General features: G+C 48.4%; 17 protein-coding genes. 10 read left to right on the top strand and 7 right to left on the bottom strand.

Translation table 11 applies throughout. The annotated features are described in order from the left end of the window. The first annotated feature begins 9 nt into the window (after positions 1–9). From SBO83_RS04545 to SBO83_RS04565, 5 genes are all read left to right on the top strand, one after another. Positions 10–1,203 carry a phage tail fiber protein gene (locus tag SBO83_RS04545; protein ID WP_396130605.1) on the top strand — a complete coding sequence of 398 codons (1,194 nt, stop codon included), beginning with the start codon at positions 10–12 and terminating at the stop codon, positions 1,201–1,203. A 113-nt stretch (positions 1,204–1,316) separates the two neighbouring features. Beyond that, entirely contained in the window at positions 1,317–1,739 is a 423-nt protein-coding gene (gene umuD, locus SBO83_RS04550; RefSeq protein WP_396130606.1) for a translesion error-prone DNA polymerase V autoproteolytic subunit, read from the top strand. Next, complete coding sequence (locus tag SBO83_RS04555; protein WP_396130607.1) at positions 1,739–3,004, top strand: translesion error-prone DNA polymerase V subunit UmuC; 1,266 nt, start codon at positions 1,739–1,741, stop codon at positions 3,002–3,004. Before umuD ends, SBO83_RS04555 begins: the two co-directional genes overlap by 1 nt. 135 nt (positions 3,005–3,139) lie before the next feature. Next, on the top strand, positions 3,140–4,669 hold the full coding sequence (locus tag SBO83_RS04560; RefSeq protein ID WP_396130608.1) for a recombinase family protein: 1,530 nt from the start codon (positions 3,140–3,142) through the stop codon (positions 4,667–4,669). 201 nt (positions 4,670–4,870) lie between these two features. Further along, positions 4,871–5,074: a hypothetical protein gene (locus SBO83_RS04565; RefSeq protein ID WP_396130609.1), complete on the top strand. Its 204-nt coding sequence runs from the start codon at positions 4,871–4,873 to the stop codon at positions 5,072–5,074. Positions 5,075–5,292: 218 nt separating this feature from the next. Here SBO83_RS04565 and SBO83_RS04570 read toward each other — a convergent pair whose 3' ends face one another. Beyond that, positions 5,293–6,333: a hypothetical protein gene (locus SBO83_RS04570; RefSeq protein ID WP_396130610.1), complete on the bottom strand. Its 1,041-nt coding sequence runs from the start codon at positions 6,331–6,333 to the stop codon at positions 5,293–5,295. A 50-nt stretch (positions 6,334–6,383) separates the two neighbouring features. Continuing rightward, the gene (locus SBO83_RS04575) at positions 6,384–7,472 is read right to left on the bottom strand and encodes a tyrosine-type recombinase/integrase (protein ID WP_396130611.1); all 1,089 of its coding nucleotides are present in this window, start codon (positions 7,470–7,472) and stop codon (positions 6,384–6,386) included. A gap of 457 nt (positions 7,473–7,929) precedes the next feature. Between SBO83_RS04575 and SBO83_RS04580 the strand changes: the two genes are divergently transcribed. Together SBO83_RS04580 and SBO83_RS04585 are read left to right on the top strand one after the other, a co-directional pair. Further along, positions 7,930–8,934 (top strand): hypothetical protein, encoded by a 1,005-nt coding sequence (locus tag SBO83_RS04580; RefSeq protein WP_034790757.1) that lies wholly within the window; start codon positions 7,930–7,932, stop codon positions 8,932–8,934. A gap of 830 nt (positions 8,935–9,764) precedes the next feature. Then, entirely contained in the window at positions 9,765–9,929 is a 165-nt protein-coding gene (locus SBO83_RS04585) for a hypothetical protein (RefSeq protein WP_396130612.1), read from the top strand. 95 nt (positions 9,930–10,024) lie between these two features. Here the strand turns inward: SBO83_RS04585 and cmoB are convergent, their stop codons facing one another. The 5 genes from cmoB to SBO83_RS04610 all read right to left on the bottom strand — a co-directional run bounded on the left by cmoB (position 10,025) and on the right by SBO83_RS04610 (position 13,937). After that, a complete protein-coding gene (gene cmoB, locus SBO83_RS04590) occupies positions 10,025–10,996 on the bottom strand; it encodes a tRNA 5-methoxyuridine(34)/uridine 5-oxyacetic acid(34) synthase CmoB (RefSeq protein ID WP_396130613.1) in 972 nt (323 codons plus the stop codon). Continuing rightward, entirely contained in the window at positions 10,993–11,736 is a 744-nt protein-coding gene (cmoA, locus tag SBO83_RS04595) for a carboxy-S-adenosyl-L-methionine synthase CmoA (RefSeq protein ID WP_396130614.1), read from the bottom strand. The genes cmoB and cmoA overlap by 4 nt, the downstream gene beginning before the upstream one ends. Positions 11,737–11,906: 170 nt before the next feature. Beyond that, the gene (locus SBO83_RS04600; protein ID WP_034790749.1) at positions 11,907–12,305 is read right to left on the bottom strand and encodes an MAPEG family protein; all 399 of its coding nucleotides are present in this window, start codon (positions 12,303–12,305) and stop codon (positions 11,907–11,909) included. Between the two features lie 168 nt (positions 12,306–12,473). Next, on the bottom strand, positions 12,474–13,292 hold the full coding sequence (locus tag SBO83_RS04605; RefSeq protein WP_396130615.1) for a DUF72 domain-containing protein: 819 nt from the start codon (positions 13,290–13,292) through the stop codon (positions 12,474–12,476). Between the two features lie 69 nt (positions 13,293–13,361). Continuing rightward, positions 13,362–13,937 carry a hydrolase gene (locus tag SBO83_RS04610; RefSeq protein ID WP_396130616.1) on the bottom strand — a complete coding sequence of 192 codons (576 nt, stop codon included), beginning with the start codon at positions 13,935–13,937 and terminating at the stop codon, positions 13,362–13,364. Between the two features lie 349 nt (positions 13,938–14,286). Between SBO83_RS04610 and aspS the strand changes: the two genes are divergently transcribed. The 3 genes from aspS to SBO83_RS04625 are packed head-to-tail and all read left to right on the top strand — an operon-like array spanning position 14,287 to position 17,302. Further along, positions 14,287–16,095 (top strand): aspartate--tRNA ligase, encoded by a 1,809-nt coding sequence (aspS, locus tag SBO83_RS04615; RefSeq protein WP_396130617.1) that lies wholly within the window; start codon positions 14,287–14,289, stop codon positions 16,093–16,095. Continuing rightward, positions 16,095–16,541, top strand: coding sequence for a dihydroneopterin triphosphate diphosphatase (gene nudB / locus SBO83_RS04620; protein WP_353502173.1), 447 nt, complete (start codon positions 16,095–16,097; stop codon positions 16,539–16,541). The genes aspS and nudB overlap by 1 nt, the downstream gene beginning before the upstream one ends. Positions 16,542–16,558: 17 nt before the next feature. Beyond that, entirely contained in the window at positions 16,559–17,302 is a 744-nt protein-coding gene (locus tag SBO83_RS04625; RefSeq protein ID WP_353502172.1) for a YebC/PmpR family DNA-binding transcriptional regulator, read from the top strand. The last annotated feature ends 32 nt before the right edge of the window (positions 17,303–17,334 follow it).

The raw sequence follows: 17,334 nt of genomic DNA on the forward strand, positions 1-17,334 counted from the left end.
GGAAACATTATGGCTTGGTATAGAGACGGAACTGTAAGAGTTACAAATGGCAGTGCGACGGTAACCGGCACTGGCACTTTGTGGGGTGACAATAAACAAAGCATAGGTCCGGGGCAGATGCTACTTGTTCCTGCCGCTGGCACAGTTCAGGTTTATGAGATTCTACGGGTAGATAGCAACACCCAGCTAACGCTGAAGGATAATTTTGTAGGTACGACCGCAGCAGCGTCCGTGTACGCAATACCTTCTTTCTATACGGACTCGGTACCTGATTTCGCGCGCCGCTTATCTGCCCAACTCAGCTATTACCAAAGCCAAATGGATGGCTGGCAGCAGATAATGACTGGCACAGGGAGTGTTACACTAACAACTCCTAACGGTCAGACAGTCACCATAAGCAGCTTTAAAAAGCTTACGGATGATATGAATGCGAAAGCTAATAAAACTGACTTGGGCACTGTAGCATCTAAGAATACAGGAACGTCTGTTGGCAATGTGCGACTTGTTGGTGACCCTGCAACGCCAATAAGCAGTGTTTTTGATTACAACGACCGACTAATGATTCTGTCATCAACGGCTCAAATACCAGGAATGGCAGGAAGTGGACAGGGAAGCATTATTAACGTCCCTTACGCCGGAAATAATAAATATGTGATGAGATGGATTGGAGATACGGCGGGCAGAGCCTTCATTCAGGCAATTATCAATGGGAGCTTTACAGACTCATTTGAGATATGTGCCATGGGCAAGAGTGTAACGGTCGATGGTAATGGGTTTATTAAAAAGTCCTCCCCAATTGCGCGGCTTTCATATGACCCAAAAAAAATGCAGCAGGACTTCACGGATGGCTTTAAATCGGCTGGCGCAGTGTCGGTGAATGAGGAGGCAGAAGGTGTCACTGGAGAAAGAGTGGGGGTTGGCATCTATCGCGTCAGTGGTTCCGAGGGACTCGCTAAAGAAGGGTGGACTGTTGAAATACCACAGGACGTGAACGGTAACCGGCTAATTTTTGTGAAGACAGAAATTGCTGACAACGGGGATATAACTGTCAGCACCTTTAAGCGCAGATTTGACCCTGATTCAGCAATGATCGTCGCAGGTGACCCAATGGATATTCCAGAGGGCCGCTGGGTGGACTTACGTCTGCAGATGCCGCAAAAATTGCACGTGGTGGATACAGTCCCCGAAGAAATAGAGCAATAAACTTTCTTTCCTTCCCGATCAGCACCATACCGGCAGTTTTAAAAATCGTACTTCCCAACCTAAAAATCTCATGATTATACTGTATGCATAACCAGTTATTTCGGGCGTGCATTATGAATATCTTTTACCCAGTTCCAGAACCTTTAAAGCTTTCCATCCCCTTTTTTCAAGACAAAGTGCAGGCGGGTTTCCCTTCGCCCGCGCAGGACTACATTGAAAAAGGCATCGATCTCAATGAGCTTTGCGTTAACCACCCGGCGGCCACGTACTTTGTGATGGCTACGGGTATGAGTATGGTTGATGCGGGGATATACGAAGGGTCATTGCTGGTAGTGGATAGAAGCCTGCAGGCAAAGCATGGTGACATCATCATCGCGTCCGTGGCAGGTGAGTACACGGTAAAGCGACTGTGTACTCACCCAGTATTCCAGCTTATCCCCATGAATCCGGATTTTCCGCCTATTGTCTTGCATGACGGCGGGGACGAGCTGGAAGTATTCGGCGTCGTTACGTTCACCATTAATGGGTTGCAGTGATGTTTGCCCTGGCGGATGTGAACAGCTTTTATGCCAGTTGCGAGACGGTATTCCGGCCTGACCTCAAAGGGCGGCCAGTTGTCGTTTTAAGCAATAACGATGGCTGTGTCATCGCCCGCAGCGCGGAGGCAAAGAAGCTTGGCATCAAGATGGGGGATCCGTTCTTCAAAATGCGCGACCTGTTTGAGCGGCACAAGATTGTGACCTTCAGCAGCAACTACGCACTTTATGCAGACATGAGCTCCCGCGTCATGACGGTGCTTGAAGAGATGGCGCCCGCTGTGGAAATATACTCGATTGATGAAGCTTTCATGAACCTCCAAGGGGTCAGCAATTGCAAGGATCTCGAGGAGTTCGGGCGCGAGGTCCGGGCAAAGGTTTTGCAATGGACTGGGCTAACGGTTGGTGTGGGCATAGGGCCGACGAAAACACTCGCCAAGCTGGCTAATCATGCTGCAAAAAAATGGACCAAGACCGGCGGCGTGGTGGATTTGTCGCTCTTGGCGCGCCAGCGAAAACTCATGGCGCTGGTCGAGGTCGGCGATGTTTGGGGAGTCGGCCGCCGGATATCGAAAAAGCTCAATGACATGGGCATCACAACAGCCCTTCAACTGGCCGACGCGCCTACCGGCCTGATACGGAAGCATTTCAACGTAGTGCTCGAGCGCACGGTCAGGGAGTTGCGCGGAGAGCCATGCTTAGAGCTGGAAGAGTTTGCACCAACCAAGCAGCAGATAGTCTGCTCCCGTTCCTTCGGCGACCGCGTTACCGAATACGAGCTTATGCGCGAAGCCATTTGCAGTCATGCGGTCAGAGCCGCTGAGAAGCTGCGCGGAGAACGGCAGTATTGCCGGCACATTTCCGCATTCGTTAAAACCAGCCCGTTCTCAGTGAATGAGGTCTATTACGGCAAGACCGCTGGGACAAAGCTCCAGATACCCACGCAGGACAGCCGTGACATTGTGGCCGCCGCTGCTCAATGCTTGGATGCTATATGGCAGGACGGGCATCGGTTTCAGAAGTGCGGGGTGATGCTCGGTGATTTTTACAGCCAAGGTGTCGCGCAACTGGGTTTATTTGACGAGTACAAGCCACGGTCCAACAGCGAACAGCTAATGGCCGTGCTGGACGGAATTAACCATAGCGGGAAGGGCCGAGTTTGGTTTGCAGGGCAGGGAGTGCAAAAGAGCTGGGAGATGAAGCGCCAAATGCTCTCGCCCGCGTATACGACCCGCTTTAGTGATCTGCTGCGTGTGAAGGTTTAATCTGCCCTAAATAATCTGATTAGATTTGAACACCTGAAAGAGGAAGAGCGGGTGTTAATCAGGTTTGATTTTGTTCACAAAATGAACACCGATAGTGTGGAAATATAGATGACTGTCTATTTGTGGGAATATGTCATGAGCAGAGCAATTGCTTACCTGAGGTTTTCCAATGCTATCCAACAAAATGGCGATTCTGTAAGAAGACAAAGAAATCTGATTAATCAGTGGTTAGATTTAAATCCGCAGTATGATTTGGATGACACTAATTATGAGGATTTAGGCTTGAGTGCTTACACAGGGGCCCATGCTGAACGAGGTGCCTTTGGTGAATTTATGGAGGCGGTTGATCTTGGGCTGATAGAGCCAGGTACGGTATTACTTATAGAAAGCCTTGACCGCCTATCTCGAGAACGCATAGGTGAAGCAACTGAGAGATTGAGGAGTATTCTCAAAGCCGGTATAGATGTTGTCACGTTATGCGATGGATCTCATTACACGGCCTCATCTTTGGATGACCCTTATGCTTCTATTAAAGCAATTCTGATAGCACAGAGAGCAAATGAAGAAAGTGAAATAAAGTCGAAAAGATTAAAATCAGCTTGGGAGAAAAAACGCGAAGAAGCAGCCCAAACAGGGAGAGTAATGACAAGTGCATGCCCTCGATGGATGAAACTGAATCCACAAACGCGAGAGTTTGAACTTATCAATGATCGGGTTAAAGTAATAAGAGAAATATTTGAATACAGGATCAAAGGGATGTCTTTCAATAAAATAACAAAAATATTAAATGATGAAAGTATCCCAACCTTTAAAGGAAAAATTAAGGAGTGGAACCCTTCCACGATTGAACACTTGCTATCAAATAAAGCATTGATCGGAACTTGCGTTCCATCATATGCATCAAAGCTAAAAGGGATGAAGGAAATCAAAAACTACTACCCTCCTGCTATGAGTGATCATGTTTTTAATTCGGTACAAGATATTAAGCTTTCACCTTTCGGAAAATTAAGCGAACGAGACAATCCAAACTTAATAAACATATTTCGTTCAATCATGAAGTGCAGCGTGTGTAACCACTCAATGATAGTGACGACTGTTGCGGGGGATAATCCGGGCTATTATGTGTGTCCCATGAGGCGACTACATCGCTGCTACGCGCCGCCAATTAAGAGAGGGCTAATAGATTCAGTTCTGATCCATCAGGTTTTAGTGTTCACAACCAAGTTTACAAAGTCAGGTAACGCAAAAAGCTTGGTTCAACAAATAACGGCGCGCAACTCTGAACTTAATCAGCAAATAGAGAAACTAATTGGCGCTCTCAAAATGGCTCCCGAGGTGTCAATACTTGCTGGGGAAATTAAGGAGTTAGATAAAGAACTTCGTAAAAATGAGACGACATTGAGACTTTTAAGAGAGAAAAAAAGAATAAGCATAATTGATGATATTAATAAGTTAGACCTGAAAGTCAAAGCCGATCGTGAAACTTGCCAGAAGTATGCATTTAAGATATTCAAAGATATAAAAATAGACACATCCAGAAAAACATGCTGCATACTTTTTATTAATGGCCTCAAGTTTATAGACTTCCCACTATATAAAACCACGCGTGGAGAGGCTATTGTTGAAGCCCTAGCATATATTGATGAGGATATGTTATTTTTTTAATGCCAAAAGAATAATAATGAATGGAAAAAAAGCCCACGTTAACGGTGGGCTGCAATCAGTAGGTAGTCATGGTCTTGGCGGACCAGCTGTTCTTCGTCAGCTGCCTTTAGTTTAGACAGACCTGTCAGATTTGCCATGTTGTAGGCGCTAATCTAATCAGGCATGTTATTCAGACAAACAATCCAAACTGATGGGTGATTTATGAGTGATTCATGGGAAGAAGAGCGTTCTGCATTCATAGCTGGTGAGATTGGCGGTGCGGTGATTGAGCTGGTAGCCGAGGGCGTTGTGATTGACCGGGATACCATCGTCGAAAGGCTGGAGGATAAGCGCAAGAGCGTGGGTAACACCATTCACAAAGGGATCTTGCGCGGTGCTGCTGAGTTTGTGGGCAAAGGGCGGTAGATTGGGCAATAGATGAAAAAAACCTTAGCTGGTGGCAGAGGTTCTTTTAACAGAAAGGGCTGCGTATCTGTTACGTATCCTATTCTTTCTAGAAGTTGTGAGTGCTTGGTCCTAACCGTGCTCATGAATTACTGGTTTTAATGAGCTCGTCCTGCCACAGTCCTATCTAAATTGGTGAGGCTGAAGAGATTTTAACCCTCTGAAATTAATCAGATAAATTAGTAAAGAAATAAACCCAAGTGTTTAATGATATCTCTACGATGAGTGAATATGGAATCAGTAAACCCTCTAATATAATTAGCTATAAATTCGTCATTTTTGCTAACACCTTTCCAAGAAAAAGGAACCTTTGGGTTAAAGAGGCTCTCTGCAAATGTAATATGTGTCAATGCAAGGAATATTCTTACAAAATTTGAAGGTTCATTAAAATTATTATTTAAAAGGTGAAGGGTTAAATGTCTATTGAAACTTCCTGAGTTAACTCCGTGAGTGGGCTTATATATTACATTCTTGAAAAATGATCTAGTACAATTTAGAACGTCACATTGTGGGTTTATATGCGTGAAAAAATTAATCTCAGTCTCTACGTCATACCCTTTTCCAGGGTGCCAATCATAATCACCTAACTGTTGGGTCCCCCAGTTAATTAAAAGATTCCTAAGCCCTTTTTCAAAAATTTCCGCATTGGTATTTGTATCATCACTACCAGTAAATTTGACTAAAAGATTACGGAGCCCCCCTTCAAAAACAGGGAAAAGTGACATTATTGCAATATGGTCGTACCCTGAATAGAATGCTTCAATAGCTTCAAATATAATGGTTTTATACGGTGAAAAAGATTCGCTTGGTTGAAAGTATTGATTAAAATAGGCGATCGCAATTTCTATAGAAAAGTTATTAAATAACCATTCATTAGCGTTCTTAATTGGGTTATTGCTATTCGATATTTTATGAATTTCTGAAGATAAATTTCCCTCCCCAATATAAAGAGGGAGTGCTATACCGAAGGGGTTGGAACGCTCTTGAATAAGCAGGCTTCTGCCCCAATGTTTATTTAAGTATGAAATAGGCCGTTCTGAGAGAAAGAATTTCATACCTTCAACACTTACAGTAAATCCACCATGACATAAATCACTTTTTTCGACAGTTACATTTATTCCATGTCGTCCTGAAAATTGCTTTAAAATATCTTCTTCATTGACTATGGAGAATGTGGAAATTTTTTTAAGTATTCGCGAATAAATAGCCATGTTCGACATAGTAACTCCATGATAGCGAGATTCGAGTTTCAAATTTAATTTTAAATAGATTAGCTGGAAGATTTTAGCTTTAGTAGTTCAAATTTATCATGAAGTGTTTGTGGGAATATCTCACGGTATACCTTCCATAAGATATCCAGTGACTTATGCCCAGTTACTTGAGCCACTTCTTCTAAACTAAACCCTGCTTCAAACAATCGACTGGCACCTTCTCGGCGCAGGTCATGGTAGTGAAGGTCTTGAATGCCTAGTTCATTGGTGACCTGACGAAACGTTTGAGTTAGAGAACGTTCCTTAAAGGGAAACACACAATCACCTTTCTCTGGTTGGCTTTCCAGTATTTCCCATGCCTGACCAAGAAGAGGGACAATCATGTGATTGCCCTGTTTTTTGCGCGGGTCTTTCCGGTCACGAACCAGAACCGCCCGATTCTTTTTATCAACATCGGACCACTGTATTCTGGTAACTTCTCCTATCCTCATGCAGGAAAGAACAGAGAACATCAAAATGTCAGCGAATGGTGCTCCCGAATAGGACGTAGCTGTTTTTTCCTTTAACCGTTCAATAATCCTATCTAGCTCAATACCCGTAGGTCTTCGGTTCCGAGTCTTGCCCGTTCCAATGATCCCCATCTGCCGCATTGTTTCTCTAGCGGTGATAAAAGCCTCGTAATCGATAGAGATGTCGAAAAGTGGTTTTGCTGAGCTGAGAGCCTTGCCAATATAATTTATGTCATGAGCGGCAGTAGAGGGTTGAACGGTTGTCCGTCTCATAACTGCATGGTCAATATACGAGCTCGTTGTAAGTTCATTTAAAGGTGTTGTCGCGATGTGCGTCCTGAGTACCAAGTTAAGGGTTTCTCTTTTTGAGCGTCCAAATTTCACATGCGGATGATCCATATACTTTTGAATCAACTCACCTAAGGTTAGAGTTTTTGCGGCTGATTTAGCGGGCAGGGGTAATCCATTCTGTTCAATGTCAGCGACGCGATTGACGCCCCAGGCTTTGGCTAAACTTTGTTTAGCGAAGGTTTTACGCTCACGATGGATATATTTTCCATCTTGTTTAACACCGACGGTGCAACGGTATCTAACATCACCCGCGGAGGTGAGTCTCTTTTCAATACTGTAATAGGCCATGCTCAACTGCCTCAGGGGGTGCTGTACGGGGTGCTGAGTAGGGTAAAATAGCTTAAAATGGGTCTAAAATCGATATAAATATACAGTATGAATATACAGTTATATTCATAACTACATGTTTATTAATAAGAATATAATCTTGAGTTATCTGCCTCACCCGTCATTTTGGCGGGGCTTTTTTTATTTATACCAGCCACTTTTGTACTGTTAAAACAGCTCCTTCCTTTTCTTTTATTGCCTGCCTAATGATCGGTCATATCATTAAAATGAATCATTCTCGGTATTCCCTCCCGGTAACTTGCCCGAAAATTTGGGATAGAGACCTACTTTGTCAGTGCCATTTTTTGTTTAAATCATTAGATTTATTTACAATATCTTAACGTTGTTCTAGAAATGCCATGGGAAGGAACGAGTTCCCACTCATTAGCTCAATGATTGTTTCGATGGAGGGAATGGAATGTCGCGCAATCTGGCACCTGCATACTGTGTTATCCAACAACCTGGTACTCTTGATTTTCAGGCTAGGCTCCTTTTTCGTGACAGCAATTCAGAAGCTGCTCGTCTTTTCATGCAAAATAACTCAGACACGCCTTGGCTGAATCCAGGGCAGATTGTGATCGTAGCGGACCCTGCTTCTTCTCAAACCATGCACATGCTCAGTGCTCTGCGGCAGGCAAAACAACAAACTAACAATGCTTTTGTTGGTGTTAGTTCTGACGACGCTAGTTTTATGCAAAAACACTACGGGCTTATTGCTGCACTTACTACCGCGGGTGATAAAGTTTTCGGTACCATTGGGGACGTTGGCGAAAGATACTTTTCAGAGATAGAAAATACTCTCAAAAAGATTGAAACCACCTACCAAAACCAATTTCGTACTCAGGGAACACTAATAAGTCAGCAATTTTTTGTAGAACGCAATCAACTCTTCAATCAATTAAAAGAGCTAGTGAACAAACCCTTATTGAAATCTTTAAGCCGCTATGCCGTCAAATTTAAACCTTATGAAGACATGCGTAGAGCGTTGAATCTTTCCAGCCGTTCCATAGTGCATGATTGGTCAACCGTTGGACTCGGAGGAATACCGGGCTATTCAAGTTATGTAGGGAATGCAGCTAAAGCTGCAAAATTTTTGAAATCAGGGGGCTATATAGGTATAGGCTTTGCTTTTGCGGGCACAACTAACGATGTCGTCAATGCTTGTACTAAGGGGCGTGAAAGTGAATGCAAAAAAACAGCTTTCAAAGAGTATGGTAAATTTGGCGCATCAACATTGACTGGTGTCGGAGCTGGTGCAGTCGGTTCCGTCGCGGGCGTGGGAGTATGCGCTGCAATTGGCATAGCAACAGCAGGAGCTGGCGCAGTTGTATGTGCGGCTGTTGGCTCGATAGCTGCTGGTTATCTTGGGGCTAAAGCCAGTGACTCTGTAATGGATACGATTTATGAATACATGGGAATTTGAAGAGTGAAGTCTGCCATCTTGATCCTAATTATAGTGCCTTCGGTTTGCCTGCTGGTGAGCGTTCTGCTGTATCTCATCAATAGAGGCAGATACAACAATTTGATTTCTGACTTTCAAAATAACCATAGCTTACCCGCACCTTACTCATTGCATTGCAACATGGGTTACTTGGGGTCGCCACTCATGACCTATTTTTTTGTACGGTTAAAAGAGAGAAAAAAGATCTTTTTTATCGAGAAGAACAGCCAAGCCTACAATTTCCCGGTCGAAGGTGAGAATTATGCTGCGATAAATAAACTCAAACCACTCTACTACTCATTTTTAATTGGTTTTGTTTGTTGTCTGCTGCTTGGAATGATCGCGCTGCTTATTCGAACTTCTTCATAAAGTAATAAATCAAAATCGCTTTAACCATGAATTGGCGGGGCTTTTTATCTCGCCATTAGGACATTAAAAAGTCCAACGTTTGCGGTTTCTAACTCAAGTTCCAAACTATCAAGCAGACCATTTTCCATACAGTAAAGCCTCGAAGATAACCGCGAATTCCATGCAGCTGATAACATCCTCAGTTCCTGCTAGTTAAGGTTTGCTTTCTCAATGCCTCCACTCGTAATCCCACCCGCTCAGCTTTCAATCATAAGCACAATTTAACCATAAGATCTTTAAGTGCGTTTTCTCTTAAGCCCTATCGCTATTTTTCGCGGCATTGGCTATCTTTATAGAACTGGATTTTTCACTTCGCGGAGATTGCAATAGGCATAGTCCTAATGCACAACAATATGCCGGATATGCAAATTTATTGCGAAAACTGTGGGTCAGATAGATTTACAGTGAGCAAAACCAAACCGATGGATTTGGCGGTAAAAGCGCTGATTTGTCGCGCCTGTGGGACACCCACTCGGGCTGACACTATCGTGGTGTACACCGAGCATACCTGGATAAGCCAGACTCCGATTAATGAAGTGGATGAGGATTTCTCAAGGCAATCGATGTAGCGCTGCGACAGGGTTTTTAACATGCAAAAATGGCGGATAAGACCGCCATTTTTTATGCCTGCTCTTGGCCATTTTCGGCCTGTTTCACCGCCGCACTAGGGCTTGTTGGCGATCAGCAGGGCGCGCCTTGGAGCCGGATAGCCTTCGATGGTTTTGGTCGGATCCTTAGGATCAAGGAATTCAGCCAGGGACTCGCTGGTCATCCACGGCGTGCGGCGCTGTTCGTCAAGCGTAGTCACGCTGACATCGGCAATACGCACGTTCACAAACCCACATTTGATTAACCAGCCTTTCAACGCCTCAGCAGAAGGAATGAAATAGATATTGTTCATCTGGGCATAACGGTCACCAGGCACCAGCACTTGCTGGCTATCGCCTTCCACTACCAGCGTTTCCAGCACCAGTTCGCCACCATTCACCAGCTGGTTTTTCAGCTGATATAAATGGTCCAGCGGCGAGCGGCGGTGATAAAGCACGCCCATTGAGAAGACGGTGTCGAAGGCGTTCAGCTCTGGCAACTGCTCAATACCCAGCGGCAGAAGATGGGCGCGCTGGTCGCCGCCCAGCAGTTTACGCACGGCTTCGAACTGGCAGAGGAACAGCTGCATTGGGTCGATGCCCACCGCCAGATGAGCGCCCGCGCCAATCATGCGCCACATGTGATAGCCACTGCCACAGCCGACATCCAGAATAGTGCGGCCGGCCAGCGAGGAGATATGCGGCAAGACGCGGTCCCACTTCCAGTCTGAACGCCATTCGGTGTCGATTTCCACGTCATACAGGGAAAACGGCCCTTTACGCCATGGCATCAGGTTGCGCAGCAGGTTTTCAATCCCTTCGCGCTGGCCCTGAGGCAGAGGTTCCAGCATGTTGGCCGTCACGTTGTGCAGCAGGTCGAGTTTCTCTGGCTGCAACAGCGGCAGGCGATCCACCGCGTTGAACCACATCTTAAATTTGCCGTGCAACGACTCTTTTTGCCACGCGGTCAGCTGGGATGGCAGGGTGTTCAGCCACGGGCTGAGCGGGCCTTTAGCGATGCGCTGATAGAAGTCACCAAACTCAATCATTCGGCGTCTCCCGCTTTCAGAGCAATCAGCGAGCCGAAGTTAAAGCACTGGAACCACACTTCTGAGTGCTCGAAACCGGCCTGCTTCAGACGTGCTTTGTGGGTTTCCACCGAGTCGGTGAGCATGACGTTTTCCAGCATGCTGCGCTTTTGGCTGATTTCCAGCTCGCTATAGCCGTTGGCGCGCTTGAAGTCGTGGTGCATGTTGAACAGCAATTCGCCGACGTCTTGATCTTCGAAACTGAATTTTTCGGACAGCACTAGGGCCGCGCCCGGGCGCATGCCCTGATACACCTGATTCAACAGGCGCTGGCGATCCGCAGGCTCTAAGAATTGCAGCGTGAAGTTGAGCACCACCATCGAGGCATTGCTTAGCTCGACGTCGAGAATGTCGGCTTCAATCACGCTGACCGGCGTCTCGGCGCGGAAGGCGTCGATGTGGCGGCGGCAGCGTTCAACCATGGCGGGGGAGTTGTCGACAGCAATAATTTCGCAGCCCGCGACTTTAATATTACGACGCATCGACAGCGTGGCGGCACCCAAGGAGCAGCCAAGGTCATAGACGCGTGAGTCAGGCTGCACGAAGCGTTCGGCCAGCATGCCAATCATCGAAATAATATTTGAATAACCCGGAACGGAGCGTTGGATCATGTCGGGGAAAACTTCTGCGACACGTTCATCAAATGTCCAATCGCCGAGTTTGTCTATCGGTGCCGAAAAAAGAGTATCTTGCTTAGCCATAGTACGAAGTCAGACCAAAGATTGAGGGAGCGTAATTTTGAGGGCAGATTTTAGCAGAGTACGCGTAAGGCAGATACCGGTAAAATAGGCGTATTGCTCAGGCGGGGCGGGGAGGCAGAGGTTCCTCCCCGTAAATGCTGGCTACGGAAAACCGTTATGGAGAGAAACCACTACCAGCGAATATTGAGAAACTGCGACCAGGGTAGATAAAAGGTATTCACTCCTACCATGAGGAGTAAAGCGATATAGGTCGCGGCCATGCCGTTGCGACGCCAACCGAATTCCCGATTTTTTAACCCATAGTAATGACAAAGACGGCCCGCAATTAGCATCAATCCACAGACGTGAACCATCCAGGCTTCGGCACCGTTCATCTCCATCATGACTAATAACAAGCAGCCAATCGGCAGATATTCAACGGCGTTGCCGTGTACCCGGATCGCGGTCTGGAGTTCATAGGAGCCGCCGTCGCCGGTGGAAATGCGGTATTGCGTGCGTAAACGAACCACGTCGAATGACAATTTAAGCAGCAGCACTGCGGCGAGCACGACATATAACGCGCTGATCATTTTACAACCTCGATATTACAGAGTTGGCTTGGGGACTAAGGCAAATAATCCGCAGAAGCCACTGACAATTTTCGAAGCAATGATAACGAGGTAACATTTCAGTGTCTTGATGAATAACGCAAATCGCTAAAAAAACGCATTAATAGAACAGCTCACTGGTGTCGCGATTTAGAATAAAGAGTCCTGCTCCGGCCAGTCTGGGGCGGGCGGCAGGTCAGGCAGCGTCAGGCGTAATTGCTGCCACAGCTTCTGCGCCTGCTGGGGGGCGTCGCTGCAATCTGGCGTATGAATAAACAGGTAGGGCTGATGCTGATTGGCCTGCCACTGTTTGAGCTTTTCCACCCATACCTTGAAGAAGTGCTGGTTGTCCTCCAGCACGTCGCCGCCGATAAAACGCACTATTGGCCGCTCGGCTGTGACCAGCGCATGCACCGGCAGCACGGGTTTCTTTCTCTGCGCCTCGCGCACGGCTTCGGTCAGCGGCTTGGCGTGATGCACCGGGCGGCTGTCTAATATCACCCGGCTGATCCCCCGCTGATGCAAACCTTGGTTAAGGGCGCGCTCATCTTCCCCTTTGGCGAAGAAATCTAGATGGCGAACCTCTACGCCGTAATCGAAGCCTGTTGGCAATGCATCCATAAACTGCCACAGCCGGTCTAGATCGCGAGGGGCGAAGGCGCTCGGCAGCTGTAACCATAACTGACCAATGCGCGAGCCGAGTGGCTCAATCACCTGATAAAACGCCGCCAAATCTGCCTCGCAGTCGCGTAGCGCGGATTGATGGCTTATCAGGGAAGGGAACTTAAAGCAGAAGCGGAAATCCTCTGGTGTCATATCGCGCCAGCGCATCACGATTTCGGGTTTTGGCAGGGCATAAAAGGTGGTGTTGCCCTCGACACAATTGAAGTAGCGTGAGTAATCCGCTAAATCACGCAGACCGATTTTCCCCCACGCGCTGTGGTTCCACTGTGGCAATCCGATATACATTCGCTGGCCTTCCTTAATGAAAACGCCGCCCGGAGGCGGCGTAAAATTTCAATACCAAACAGACTAACCTTACTGCGGCAGGGCGGCAAGTACCTCGGCGGTAGAACGAACGCGGGAGATGCGCGGGAAGATGTTCTTCACGCTAGACTGGTGGTTGTCATTGTCGTGCGCACTGCAAGCATCTTCGGCGATAATCAGCGAGAAGCCCAGTTCCCATGCGTTACGCGCGGTGGACTCCACGCCAATGTTAGTGGAGATCCCGGCCAACACGATGGTAGTGATGCCGCGACGGCGCAGTTGCAGCTCCAGATCCGTACCGTAGAAAGCGCCCCATTGGCGTTTCACCACTTGAATGTCGCTGTCGGTCACTTCTAACTGCTCAGGGAATTCCCACCAAACTGCCGGCAGGCCGCCTTCTGGCGCAGGGGACGGGCGATCCACTTCTTGCTTCAGCGCTTCTGCAAAGGTGTCAGACCAACCGACGCGAACCATCACGACCGGCGCGCCCAGTTTGCGAAAGCGTTTTGCCAAATCGGCCGAATTATCCAGAACCTGCTGTGCACTGTGCGGGCCACCGGCAAACGGCAAAATGCCTTTCTGTAAGTCGATTAATACCAGCGCGGTTGTTTTTGGGTCGAGTTTCATCGGTGAGGCTCCCGAAATGTTAAGTGATGACAATATAGAGAGGGAAAACGTGAATAACGTTGTTGGCTATCTAAAAAGGATGGGGCGAGTTTATGCCAAGGCAGGGGCGAAAATGTGCATAATTTTGTTAAATTATGTGTGTTATGGGTTAACTATGGAATTGCGCGAGCTTGGGCGCGTCTTCGCTCTTATCCTCAAGTGGAAATTCCTTTATACTGACCGCCTTTTTTCGAGCTGTAATAAAACTAATTCCGCGCGCCGCAGCCTTTGCGAGCGGGCGACCAGAGTGAATAACCGTTTCCGTACCCTTTGCTGTAAGGCCGGGTAGTGGGATCAAAAGGATACCGTTATGCGTACTGTATATTGTGGGAAACTGAATGCGTCCAACGTGGGCCAGGAAGTAACGTTGTGTGGTTGGGTTAATCGTCGCCGTGATTTAGGCGGTTTAATCTTCATCGATATGCGCGACCGCGAAGGCATTGTTCAAGTTTTCTTCGACCCGGACCAAAGCGCGGCCTATGAGCTGGCTTCCGAACTGCGTAACGAATTCTGTGTACAAATCACCGGTACGGTGCGTGCTCGTCCTGAGAGCCAGTTCAACAAAGATATGGCAACGGGTGAAGTGGAAGTGTTCGCCAGCGGCCTGAATATCATCAACCGTTCAGAACCTCTGCCACTAGACTCTAACCACAACAATACCGAAGAAGCGCGTCTGAAATACCGCTATCTGGACTTGCGTCGCCCGGAAATGGCTAACCGCCTGAAGACCCGCGCGAAAATCACCAGCCTGGTGCGCCGCTTCATGGACGCCCATGACTTCCTCGACATCGAAACCCCGATGTTAACCAAAGCGACGCCAGAAGGCGCCCGCGACTATCTGGTACCGAGCCGCGTGCACAAAGGTAAGTTCTACGCGCTGCCACAGTCGCCACAGCTGTTCAAACAGCTGCTGATGATGTCTGGCTTCGACCGTTACTACCAGATTGTTAAATGCTTCCGTGACGAAGACCTGCGTGCTGACCGCCAGCCAGAATTCACCCAGATCGATGTCGAAACCTCATTCATGACCGCCGAGCAAGTGCGTGAAGTGATGGAGAAACTGGCGCGCGAGCTGTGGACTGAAGTGAAAGGCGTGGATCTGGGCGACTTCCCAATCATGACCTTCGCAGAAGCCATGCGCCGCTACGGTTCCGACAAGCCAGACCTGCGTAACCCGATGGAGCTGGTGGACGTTGCTGACCTGCTGAAAGATATCGATTTCAAAGTCTTTGCCGATCCCGCTAATGACCCGAAAGGTCGCGTTGCTGCTCTGCGCGTTCCGGGCGGTGCTCAGCTGAGCCGTAAACAAATTGATGAATACGCCAAATTCATCGAGATCTATGGCGCGAAAGGCTTGGCTTACATCAAAGTCAACGAAATCGCCAAAGGGCTGGAAGGCATTCAAAGCCCGGTGGCTAAGTTCCTCAATGAAGAGCTGCTGCTGGCGCTGATTGGCCGCACCGGCGCGCAAGATGGCGATATCATCTTCTTCGGCGCAGCCAGCGCGAAAATCGTCACCGACGCTATCGGCGCGCTGCGTCTGAAAGTGGGTCGCGACCTGAAAATTACCAATGAAAACAGCTGGGCGCCGCTGTGGGTCATCGACTTCCCAATGTTCGAAGACACCGACGAAGGCGGCCTGTCGGCCATGCATCACCCGTTCACTGCGCCAAAAGAGATGACCGCAGAAGAGCTGGGTGCTAACCCAACTTCCGCGATCGCCAATGCCTATGACATGGTGATCAACGGTTATGAAGTGGGCGGCGGCTCGGTGCGTATCCACCGCAGCGAAATGCAGCAGACCGTGTTCGGCATTCTGGGGATTAACGAGCACGAGCAGCGCGAGAAGTTTGGCTTCCTGCTCGACGCCCTGAAATACGGCACGCCGCCGCACGCGGGTCTGGCGTTCGGCCTTGACCGTCTGGTGATGCTGCTGACCGGCACCGAAAACATTCGTGACGTGATTGCCTTCCCGAAAACCACCGCAGCGGCCTGTCTGATGACCGAAGCACCAAGCTTTGCCAATCCGGCTTCTCTGTTGGAACTGGGTATCGCCGTTGTTGCGAAGAAAGACGCCTCGAAAGAAGTGAAGTCGGACACAGATTCAGAGAATAACTGATGAGCCATAAGCGTCCTGAGTCGATACTGTGCGTCATCTACGCCAGCAACACCGGCCGGGTGCTAATGCTTCAACGACGGGATGATGCGAATTTTTGGCAGTCGGTTACCGGCAGTCTTGAAGGCGAGGAGTCCCCGAAACAAACCGCGCAGCGTGAAGTTTTGGAAGAGGTGGGGATTGATATTGCGGGCGAGAGTCTGCATTTAGTTGACTGCCAACGCTGCGTGGAGTTTGAGCTGTTTGCTCATTTGCGTTATCGCTATGCTCCCGGCGTGACCCGAAACAAAGAACATTGGTTCTGTCTGGCGTTACCCGCCGAGCGGGATGTGGTCATTACCGAGCATCTTGCTTACCAGTGGCTCGACAAATCCGCCGCGGCGGCCTTGACGGTGTCACCGAGTAACCAGCAGGCGATTGAAGAATTTGTAACTATTCAGTCTACGTAGACTATTTGGAGATATTTATGGCAGGTCACAGTAAGTGGGCCAACACTAAGCACCGCAAAGCGGCGCAAGATTCAAAACGCGGCAAAATCTTCACCAAAATTATTCGCGAGCTGGTAACAGCTGCGAAACTGGGCGGTGGCGATCCGGGTGCTAACCCTCGTCTGCGCGCGGCTATCGATAAAGCGCTGGCCAACAACATGACCCGTGACACCCTGAACCGCGCCGTGGCGCGTGGCGTGGGCGGTGATGACGATACCAACATGGAAACCATCATTTATGAAGGTTACGGTCCTGGTGGCTCGGCAATCATGGTGGAATGTTTGAGTGACAACCGCAACCGTACCGTGGCTGAAGTGCGTCATGCCTTCACCAAAACCGGCGGCAACCTGGGCACTGACGGCTCCGTAGCCTACCTGTTCTCCAAGAAAGGGGTGATCACTTTTGCTCCGGGTCTGGATGAAGATGCCGTGATGGAAGCTGCTCTGGAAGCGGGCGCCGAAGACATCGTTTCTTATGACGATGGCGCGATTGACGTCTTCACCGCGTGGGAAAATCTGGGCGAAGTGAAAGACGCGCTGGAAGCCGCAGGCTACAAAGCGGACTCCGCTGAAGTCTCCATGATCCCATCGACCAAAGCCGATATGGATGCAGAAACAGCACCTAAACTGCTGCGTTTGATCGACATGCTGGAAGATTGTGATGATGTGCAGGAGGTTTACCACAACGGTGAAATCTCCGACGAGATTGCAGAAACTCTGTAATGCTCTTTGCCGCCGGTGGCTCGTTCACCGGC

It is taken from the genome of Ewingella allii, from assembly GCF_044430645.1.
Lineage (GTDB): Bacteria > Pseudomonadota > Gammaproteobacteria > Enterobacterales > Enterobacteriaceae > Ewingella > Ewingella allii.